We start from the raw sequence: 9,272 nt of genomic DNA on the forward strand, positions 1-9,272 counted from the left end.
ATCAGCGAGATGTGGTGCGACAAGGCTACTTGATGCGACAGTTCGGTCCCACCTATGTCTATATCCGCTATCGCTGCTCGCGCTGCAAACGTTTGGGAGAACACTTCATCCGACAAGAGGAGTGGGAGGCCGATCTGCTAAGCGACATCTCGGCAGAGCTTAGTGAGGCCGAAAAAACGCGCTTTGCACGTATGGGAGCCATCACTTTAGACGAGATGCGTGAGTTTCGGCGTAAGCTCGATCGCCTCCAAAATATCCCCAATCCTCTGCGAGAAGAGTAGCCTCTTCTCCTCTCCGAGGTGACCGATGCGGCTCTATTTCCTTCGTCATGGCCTTGCAGAAGACCCCCGTCCTAACCTGAAGGATGCCGAGCGTCATCTCACCTCGGAGGGGGTTGCGGAGATGAAGCGCGTCGCCTTGGGAATCAAGGCACTTGACCTCTCCTTCGATGCCCTGCTAACAAGCCCGTACGCGCGGGCACTAGAAACCGCCGAGATTTTGGCGGAGGCTCTCCATTGGCCGAAAGAGCGCTTTGTAGTAGATGCGCGCCTACAACCCGGCCTGTTCGACCCCCAAACACTACAGACCCTTGTGCAGGAACGATCACCTCAGGAAGGACTTCTGTTTGTAGGGCATGAACCCACGCTTAGCGGCAACATCGCTTGGCTCTGCGGCGGCAACGTAAAAATGAGAAAGGCTGGACTCGCCTGCGTGGAGGTGTTTGACGTGCGGCCGCACGGCGGCCTGCTGCTTTGGTTGCTTACCCCCAAGCAGTTGTGCCTTATCGCCAAAGCGAGCTAAGCGTCCAGCCTTAGGTGGTTTCGGAAAGCAGTTCGGCGTCCTCCTCTTCCTCAAGCGGCCCGCCCAGCTTTTCTAATTCCACCTCGGCGATGCGGCGATTGAGAACCGGTTCATCTGCCACCACCTTACCATCGCGAAACCGAATGATGCGCTCGGCATGTTCGGCGATGTCAGGCTCGTGGGTTACAAGCACCACCGTTTTGCCTTCCCGATGCAGGCGCTGGAAGATGGCCATGATCTCCTCACTTGTGCGAGAGTCGAGGTTGCCGGTAGGCTCATCTCCGAACAGAATGGGTGGGTCGTTAACGAGAGCACGTGCGATGGCAACGCGCTGTTGTTGACCACCGGACAGCTCGTTGGGTTTGTGGTGAAGGCGTTCGCCCAGCCCCACGATCTCCAAGGCGCGAATGGCCATTTGGCGGCGGTTGCGCGCGTTGCTATAGAGCATCGGCAGCTCCACATTTTCCAGGGCTGTTGTGCGCGCCAGCAGATTGAAGGTTTGGAACACAAAGCCGATCTTTCGGTTGCGGATTTCGGCGAGTTGGTTGTCGTTAAGTTTGGCGACTTCAATGCCGTCGAGCTTATAGGAGCCACGGGTGGGCGTATCGAGGCAGCCCACAATGTTCATGAAGGTGGACTTGCCGGAGCCTGAGGGGCCCATGATGGCCACGAACTCGCCTCTTCGGATGGAGACGGAGACACCGCGTAGGGCGTGCACCTCCGTCTTACCCATCCGATAGATTTTGTGAACGTTTGTGACCTCGATGATCACATCGGACATGGGGTCAACTACCTTTCAGTGTTTTGCCTGAGTTTGCAGGGTAGCGATGAACGAATCAAGCCCCTGCTTGGCCCTATCGCGCATAGGCGGGAAGGGCAGGGTGTCGGGGTTCAGCGGATTAAAGCCGCCTGAAGGCGGATCGGGGAAGTTGAAGCCTCTGCCGGGAGGCCCGCCTCCTGGTCGTCCCCCTGGCTGAGGGCCGCCTCCCGGTCCGCCGGGGCGTCGCTGCCAAGGAGGGGTGAGCGTCGTCATCTTTTGGATTTGGCGCACGGTGAGGAGGCTCCCGATCTGCTTCAACACGTTATGCGCCTGCTCCTCCGACATGGTGGGTTTATGGCGCCAAGCTTTCAAAATGGCCACGAGCTTGGCCGACTGCTGCTTGTTCAGCGCGTAGCCGGACTGTTGGTTCAGCATTTCGAGCTGGTAAAGCTCTTGACCAAGCTGAGTTGCATTTTTATGCTGCTTTTGCCAGCTCTGCCATTTTCGTATTTTGGCCATGATTTCCGGTGGAGGGCCGCCTTGGCCGCCAGGGCCTTGAGCCTTTGCGGCGGAGCCGTAGAGCGTAAGTGTGATCAGCGCCGTCGCGAGACCGAACAGTTGTTTTGCATGCATAACCGTCTCCTTATACATATTAGGTTTTTGGGTACTACTCGTAGCGAAGGGCGTCTATTGGGTTTAGCTTCGAGGCCTTCATGGCGGGATAGAACCCAAAGAAGATGCCGACCAGGAAGGAGAAGCCGAAGGCCACAAAAAGTGGGGGAACGGTGAGGGCCGTTTCCCATTGCGGTTTGAGATAGGGAAGAGCATAGAGGGTGAACAGCACCCCTAGCACCACCCCGATAATGCCTCCTGTAAGCGAGATAAAGACGGCTTCGAGAAGAAACTGCAGCAGGATGTTGCGCCGTTTGGCACCGATGGCTTTGCGCACGCCGATCTCGCGGGTGCGCTCGGTGACGGAGACCAACATGATGTTCATAATGCCGATGCCGCCTACGATGAGGGCCACGACGGCTAGATAGCTAATGAGTTGCTGAAAATCTTCGGCCTGATCTCGGCTATTTTGGGCGGCGACGCCGGCGTTGAAGATAATAAAGTCGTTCGGTTTGGAGTCGGGGATGTTATGGTGTTTGCGCAGCACCTCGGTTATCTCATCTTGGGCGCGCTGCATCACCTCCTCGCTGCGTCCCTCCACCGACATGCTGGAAAGCTGGTTTGCTCCACCGAAAAGTCGCTGTAGGCCGGTACGAATAGGCACGTACACGCGGTCATCTTCGTTTATAAAGCCTCCCCCGCCTCGCTCGGCAAACACACCGATGACCTTAAAGTTTTGCCCGTTGATGTAGATGTTTCTGCCGACTGCGGGGGCGTTGTTGAGGAAAAGTGTGGTATAGACCGTCCAGCCGAGCACGCAGACAGGGCGGCGGGAGGTATCTTCGGAGCGGGTGAAGAAGCGGCCGGCGGCTAGATCGAAGTGACGAATCTGCATGAAATCGGGCCCACAGCCAAAGACAGTGGTGTTGGTATTTTGATCGCCGTATTTCACCTGCTCAAACTTCTGTTGTTCTGGGGATACGGCCACCACATCCGGGCAACCGCGGAGGATAAAGGGCACGTCGTCAATTTTGAGGGTAGAGGCCGAGCCAAAAGCGAAGGAGACGCCGTTGCGACTTTGACGACCGGGGAGCACGGTGAGGGTGGTGGTGCCAAGGCGTTGGAAGCGGCGTAGGGCGGCATCACGAGAACCTTGGCCTAAAGCCACGGCCACAATGACGGCGGCCACCCCAAAGATGACGCCAAGCATGGTGAGCAGGGAGCGCAGTTTGTTGGTGGCGACCCCACGTATCGCGGCTATAAAGGCGGCTTTCATGGTTTTCTCCCTTCTCGGCGGCTCTATCGGCGGCCTGGGCCCGGCCCGCCGCCAAACCCTCCACTTGTCGAGGCCGTGGCGCTGTTGGCCGGCTGGATGGTTTGGGTTACCACTTTTTCACCGGGCTTAAGCCCTTGTGTAACCTCGGTGGTGTCGTCGCCTTGTAGACCGATCTGCACGGGCCTGCGTTCGATATGGCAGCCTTCCAATACGGACGGATCGGGCGAACCACCGCCATCGGGCGGTGCTTGGTGCCCTCCGGTTGCCACCAGAACATAGTAGCTTCCATCGTTGGCCGTTTGCAGCGCCTCGTTGGGGATGCAGGTAGCGTCGTCCTTTTCATCTACGATGAACTCGCAGGTGGCGTTCATCCCTGGGCGCAACAGCCGATAAGCAACGTTACTATTATCTACCTCGACGCGGACATGCAGGGTGGTTACATTTTGATTGACCACCTCTTGCGGCTCGATGCGGATGACCTTGCCATCGAAGGGAATAGAGGGATAGGCGTCGAAGGTGACCGCCACTTTTTGCCCCATTTGGATATTGGCCACGTCCGTCTCATCTACACTGGTATCCACATACATGCGGGAGATGTCGCCGAGTTGCACGATGCTGGTTCCCGAAGAGTTGAACGACATACCGGAGGTAATAAAAGTACCCTGTTCCACGTACTTTTGCAGGACTACCCCATCCATGGGGGCGGTAATGCGGGTGTCGTTCAACTGCACTTTGGCATCGGCATAAGCTGCGTTGGACTTGATGACGGCGGCTTTCGCCTCTTCGATCTGCTTGGCGCGAATAATGTTGTTGATCAGTTGCGCCTGGGCGTCCTGCAGTTTCACCTGGGCCTGTTTCACGCTAGCGAGGGCTTGTTGGGCGTTGGCTTTGGCCGCAAGAGCGGCTAAGCGCTTGGTTTGCACTTGGGAGGCTTGGGCTTGGGCGGTATCGAGGGCCGCTTTGGCCTGAGCCACCTGAGCCTCTTGCGCCTTCAAGTCCTGGTCTAGCTCTTTATCGAGGGTATCCACTTTTGCCTGCGCTTGAAGTACGGTGGCGGCGGCCACATCGCGCGCGGCTTGTGCTTGGTCTACCTCCGATTGCGCGACGAAGCCTTTTGCGAGGAGGGCTTTTTGGCGGGTAAGTTGGGCATCGGCATTGATGAGGTTGGCTTTGGCCTGTTGCAGGTTGGCCTGAGCTTGTGCGCGCGCTTGGGGAATGGTAGCGTTTTTCATCTGGTCAAGCTTGGCCTGTTGAGCAGCGAGGGTGGCGCGTGCGCTGGCGATGTTGGCATCGGAGAGCGCTTTCGCGTTATCGGCATCGGTTTGGGCCGATTGGTAGTTGGCCTGGGCCGCTGCGGCTTGCGCTTGGGCAGCTTTCAGGTTGGCCTTGGCGGTATCAATGCCGATCTGCCCCTCTTTAAGTTGGAGCTGAAGGTCTTTTTGGCTCTCGACCACTCGGGCGCGGTTGGCATCTGTATCGGCTTTGGCGGAGTAGTAAACTTGTAGGGTGTCGGAGGGGTCTATGAGAGCAATCAGTTGCCCCTTTTTGACGACAGAGCCGTCGTCAACAAGCAAGCTAAGGATGCGGCCACCGGCGCGACTTTTAATGTCCACGGTTGTCCAGGGGGTGAGCACACCGGTGGCAGAGACGGTTTTGCGCACCATGTCTTGGGTTACAGCAGCGACACGGTAATGAACTTGGCCTCCTTTCTCTCCCAAACCGAGGAGATTGCACCCCGTAAGGAAGAGCAAAAGCACGAGCAGGGTAACGTATCTATTCTTCTTCATGTTAGGGTCTCCGTGCGTCAAGCAGAGGATCGCGTAGAAGCGAGGCTGCTTGCTGCGTATCGGTGGCCTCCGATGGCGTTGCGCTGGCGGAGAACTGTTTTTGCACGGCATGGGGAACATTTGGATGCCATTGGGGGTCGTTCATGCCGATATCGCGCAACAGCCGTGCGTTGGCGATGTAGTAGCTGTAGAGGGCGTTTACCTGTTGTTGTTGGGCGGTCACGAGCTGTAGTTGGGCGTTGATCACATCAAGCACGTTAATAAGCCCGTTTTGTTGTTTGGCGAGGGCGGCATCGTAGTTGGTTTGGCCGGCCTGCACGGCAGCATCGGCGGCGACCACCTGTTGCCGAGCCACCTCACGATTGCGATAGTCCTGTTCGATGTTAAGGCGTATATTCTGTTCGATCTGGTCGAGTTGACGTTCAAGCTGGGTAAGCAGCGCCTCGTTTTCGCGCACTTTCGAGCGGGAAAGCCCGGCATCGAAGAGGGGGTAGGAGAGGGAGACGGAAAAGACGCGCTCTTCGCCTGAAACAGGGTCGAACTGATAGCCTTCGGATACAGAGGCGTTGACATTAATACCCGCTTGGAGGCGTGCGATGCGCAGGAGATCGGTTTGGGCATCTATGGCGGCCTGCTGCTGTTTGATGTCGAGGCGGTTTTGATAGGCGAGTTGCGTATAGTAGTCCACAGAGTGGGGGTCGGGTGTGGGATCGGGTTGTGGAAGGGACTGATCTGCAAGCACAAGCGGCTGTGAGGTGATCACACCCATCGCATTTTTCAGTTGGGCCTCATCATCGTAGACGACGGCTTGTGCTTGGAGCAGGGCGACACGTGCATTGGCGAGGTTGGACTGAGCTTGTAGGGTATCGGCAGGGGCGGCATTGCCCACGCGCACCTGCTCCTGAATGGATTCGAGGGTGGTTTGGGCGAGCTGAACGTTGGTCTGCTGCACCTTCACGAGGGCGCGATCGCGCAGGAGGGCATAGTAGCTTTGGGTAACGCTAAGGACGACGTCTTGACGGGTATTGCCGAGGTTATATTCGTCGGCGAAGAGGGTGTTGCGGGCCTGCTGGACGGTGGCCTCACGAATTCCGCCATCCCATATCAGTTGTTTGGCAACAATGGCCTCTGTGCGTGTTTCGCTTGAAAAAGAGCGGCTTGTGGGGCCTCCTGTACCAAAAGCGCTGCTTTCGATGGGGGTGAGGTTGGTTTGGTATTGAAAGCTCGGCGTAATTTGGGGGAAGTAGGAGGAGCGGGCGGCCACCACCTGGGCGCGGCTTGAGTCGCGTTGGGCGGCGGCGATGGCGATGGCATTTTGGCGCTGGAGGGCGATTTGAATGGCTCTATCAAGAGTAAGTGGCTTAGAGAGGTCGAGGCTGGGTTGGGCTCCTATGGTAGGGTTTGGGGGCACGCCATAGCGTTTTTCTGCCGGTGTTTGAATAGATTGGGCATTATTGGTAGAGTTGGTTTGACCTGCAGCCACGCATGTTGCCAGGCCGAGAGAGGAGACGAAGAGCGCCGGTAGCAGCGTATAGCGGCAGATGGAAGAGTACATAGCGATATCCTATTCCTTTCCGTCGGGCATAGAGTTTTGAAAAAACGGCAGCAGTATGGTTATATGGACGACCGAGCGGGTCAAAAGTATTCACTAATTTTTAGGAATCCCTAAGATTCCCGCGGATGCGTCGCGCCATGAGGTCTACCATGGGTTGTGGGATCGGCTCGGAGGTTTCTGGGGGTTGCGAGAGGCTTTCATCACGCCATGCGAGCGGGGTTCGGCCTTGCTCTATGCGGAACTGTTCTGCCACTCGGCCTAGAATCTCGAGGCCCTCGATCACCTTGGGGCGCTCCTCTTCGCTAAGCCGATTCCATATCGCTTGAAGGGTGGCGTGCGTTTGCGCCATGGATTCTTCGAGGAGTCGGTGCCCCTGTTCGCTAAGAGAGAGGCGCACAAGGCGTCGGTCTTTGCTATCGTGGAAGCGCAGGATGAGGCCGCGCCGGATAAGGCGATCGGCGAGTTGGGTAACGGTGGATTGCGAGACCTCCAGTTTTTCGCTGAACTCTTTCATGGTTGCTTGCGGCATATGGTAGACCATCCACAGCAGGCGCATCTGGGCCATGGGAAGAGCATCCATTTCCGGCAGGGGCGGTTGGGCGAACATGGTGGCTCTCACCACGCGAATAAGGGCGCGTTCGAGGGGCAGTTCGGTATGTTCACAGCATCTCGTTTTTGAGTTTTTGGTTTTTTTCATGGCCTTTTCTTTGGATATAAAGATAGTTTACTTTTGCGAAAGGATGCTGTCAAGATGCATCCGTTCTCCTCTTCCATACGCTTTTTTGAAAAGCGCGGTTACTAAGCCATCGTATTTTGAGATTTCGAGAATGCCGTTTTGGTTGGCCATTCAGGAGCATCCTATAGCTGCTTCTCAGAGACTTGCCCGGTGTTTGTGCGGGGTGGCTAACCGCTCCAGAATTTGCGGTCAAGACTGCGATATTGGATGGCTTCGGCCACATGAGCGGTCTGCACATCGTCGGAGCCGCAGAGATCGGCGATGGTTCGCGCCACTTTAAGGAGGCGATCGTAGGCACGGGCGGAGAGACCGAGCTGTTGGATGGCGGCGCGAAGAAGCGTTTTTACTTCGGGGCGAAGGGGGCAGTAGGCGCGCAGTTCACGAGGGCCCATTTGGGCGTTGCAATAGATGCGCCTGGTGGGGGCTTCGGGGGGCGCCGGCCCCTCTTCTTGGGAGGTTTTCGGGTTATTCGGCAGGGGTTGGGCGAATCGGTGGGACTGGATTTGGCGTGCACGGCAAACGCGCTCACGAATGGCTTCGGAGCTTTCTCCGGTATGGGCGGTAAGTAGCTCCTCTTCGGAGAGGCGGGGCACCTCCACATGGAGGTCAATGCGGTCGAGCAGGGGGCCGGAGACTCTTTTAAGGTACTTTTGCACGCTGCTGGGTTGGCAGGTGCATTGGCGAAAGATGTCGCCGAAATAGCCGCAGGGGCAGGGGTTCATGGCGGCAACGAGGGTGAAATCGGCGGGATAGGCGTAGGAGGCGTTGACACGGGATATCTGCACAACGCCATCTTCGAGAGGTTGACGCAGCACCTCCAGGGCATCTCGTGCAAACTCCGGCAGCTCGTCGAGGAAAAGAACCCCATGGTGTGCGAGGCTTACTTCGCCTGGGCGGGGGATGGTGCCGCCTCCCACAAGGGCCGCGGTCGAGACCGTATGGTGAGGCGAACGAAAGGGGCGTGTATTGATGAGCGCCATCTCGGCGGTGAGAAGGCCGGCTACGGAGTAGAGTTTGGTAACTTCGAGGGCCTCATCTACGGAGAGCGGGGGCAGGATGGAGGGAAGGCGACGCGCCATCATGGTTTTGCCGCTGCCGGGGGGGCCGATGAGCAAAACGTTGTGACCGCCGGCGGCGGCGACTTCCAGAGCGCGTTTTACATGCCCGTGGCCTTTTACATCGGCGAAATCGTGGATAAACTGTGGGGCATCAGGATGGAGAAGTGTGGGATCGTAGGGCATAGGGGCGACCCGTTCGGGCATGGCGAGGGCGAGGGCCATTTCATGAAGGTTGGCGATGGGATAGACGGCGATATCGGCCACAACGGCGGCCTCACGGGCGTTCTCTTTGGGCACATAGAAACGCTTACGGCCGTGTGCTCTTGCCCCGATGGCTGCGGGAAGCACGCCGCTTACGGGGCGTACGTTGCCGTCGAGAGAAAGCTCTCCTACAATTTGGGCGCCTTCAATATGGTCTGCCGGAAGCTGCCCTGTGGCCACGAGAAGCCCTACGGCAATAGGCAGGTCGAAGCTGGGGCCGGTTTTGCGGATGTCGGCGGGGGCAAGATTGATGGTCACACGTTTATCGTAGGGAAATTGGAAGCCGGAGTTTTTCAGGGCGGTGCGCACCCGCTCTTTGCTCTCATTGACGGCGGTATCGGGCAGACCGACGATGGTGGTGGAGGGCATTCCGGGGCTTACATCCACTTCCACATAGATTTCGTGGGCATCAATGCCGAGGATGGT

The 9,272-nt window shown here is 57.6% G+C and carries 10 protein-coding genes; 2 read left to right on the forward strand and 8 right to left on the reverse strand.

Going from position 1 to position 9,272, the window contains the following annotated elements; translation table 11 throughout:
- A partial coding sequence (locus VKV29_RS02225) for a hypothetical protein (protein ID WP_324199666.1) occupies nt 1–281 on the forward strand: 281 nt, incomplete at its 5' end.
- Between the two features lie 25 nt (nt 282–306).
- Nucleotides 307–801 (forward strand): phosphohistidine phosphatase SixA, encoded by a 495-nt coding sequence (sixA, locus tag VKV29_RS02230; protein WP_324199667.1) that lies wholly within the window; start codon nt 307–309, stop codon nt 799–801.
- A 10-nt stretch (nt 802–811) separates the two neighbouring features.
- Here sixA and VKV29_RS02235 read toward each other — a convergent pair whose 3' ends face one another.
- The 8 genes from VKV29_RS02235 to VKV29_RS02270 form a co-directional block, all read right to left on the reverse strand.
- Nucleotides 812–1,582 (reverse strand): ABC transporter ATP-binding protein, encoded by a 771-nt coding sequence (locus tag VKV29_RS02235; RefSeq protein ID WP_324199668.1) that lies wholly within the window; start codon nt 1,580–1,582, stop codon nt 812–814.
- 15 nt (nt 1,583–1,597) lie between these two features.
- Nucleotides 1,598–2,194 carry a hypothetical protein gene (locus tag VKV29_RS02240; protein ID WP_324199669.1) on the reverse strand — a complete coding sequence of 199 codons (597 nt, stop codon included), beginning with the start codon at nt 2,192–2,194 and terminating at the stop codon, nt 1,598–1,600.
- Nucleotides 2,195–2,228: 34 nt separating this feature from the next.
- Nucleotides 2,229–3,449, reverse strand: coding sequence for an ABC transporter permease (locus tag VKV29_RS02245; RefSeq protein ID WP_324199670.1), 1,221 nt, complete (start codon nt 3,447–3,449; stop codon nt 2,229–2,231).
- 23 nt (nt 3,450–3,472) lie between these two features.
- Nucleotides 3,473–5,236, reverse strand: a complete 1,764-nt coding sequence (locus VKV29_RS02250; protein WP_324199671.1) for an efflux RND transporter periplasmic adaptor subunit — start codon at nt 5,234–5,236, stop codon at nt 3,473–3,475.
- A 1-nt stretch (nt 5,237) separates the two neighbouring features.
- Complete coding sequence (locus VKV29_RS02255) at nt 5,238–6,791, reverse strand: TolC family protein (RefSeq protein WP_324199672.1); 1,554 nt, start codon at nt 6,789–6,791, stop codon at nt 5,238–5,240.
- A gap of 100 nt (nt 6,792–6,891) precedes the next feature.
- Entirely contained in the window at nt 6,892–7,488 is a 597-nt protein-coding gene (locus VKV29_RS02260) for a MarR family transcriptional regulator (protein ID WP_324199673.1), read from the reverse strand.
- 27 nt (nt 7,489–7,515) lie between these two features.
- Complete coding sequence (locus VKV29_RS02265) at nt 7,516–7,638, reverse strand: hypothetical protein (protein WP_324199674.1); 123 nt, start codon at nt 7,636–7,638, stop codon at nt 7,516–7,518.
- Between the two features lie 56 nt (nt 7,639–7,694).
- On the reverse strand, nt 7,695–9,272 hold a 1,578-nt coding region (locus VKV29_RS02270), incomplete at its 5' end, for a YifB family Mg chelatase-like AAA ATPase (protein ID WP_324199675.1).

The organism is Chthonomonas sp. (genome assembly GCF_035294165.1).
Taxonomy (GTDB): Bacteria; Armatimonadota; Chthonomonadetes; order Chthonomonadales; family Chthonomonadaceae; genus Chthonomonas.

What these genes read in the sequence shown, in the direction of transcription:
- VKV29_RS02255 (WP_324199672.1), bottom strand. Translation starts at nt 6,791, where the DNA reads ATGTACTCTTCCATCTGCCGCTATACGCTGCTACCGGCGCTCTTCGTC.
- VKV29_RS02265 (WP_324199674.1), bottom strand. Translation starts at nt 7,638, where the DNA reads ATGGCCAACCAAAACGGCATTCTCGAAATCTCAAAATACGATGGCTTA.
- sixA (WP_324199667.1), top strand. Translation starts at nt 307, where the DNA reads ATGCGGCTCTATTTCCTTCGTCATGGCCTTGCAGAAGACCCCCGTCCT.
- VKV29_RS02235 (WP_324199668.1), bottom strand. Translation starts at nt 1,582, where the DNA reads ATGTCCGATGTGATCATCGAGGTCACAAACGTTCACAAAATCTATCGG.
- VKV29_RS02250 (WP_324199671.1), bottom strand. Translation starts at nt 5,236, where the DNA reads ATGAAGAAGAATAGATACGTTACCCTGCTCGTGCTTTTGCTCTTCCTT.
- VKV29_RS02260 (WP_324199673.1), bottom strand. Translation starts at nt 7,488, where the DNA reads ATGAAAAAAACCAAAAACTCAAAAACGAGATGCTGTGAACATACCGAA.
- VKV29_RS02245 (WP_324199670.1), bottom strand. Translation starts at nt 3,449, where the DNA reads ATGAAAGCCGCCTTTATAGCCGCGATACGTGGGGTCGCCACCAACAAA.
- VKV29_RS02240 (WP_324199669.1), bottom strand. Translation starts at nt 2,194, where the DNA reads ATGCATGCAAAACAACTGTTCGGTCTCGCGACGGCGCTGATCACACTT.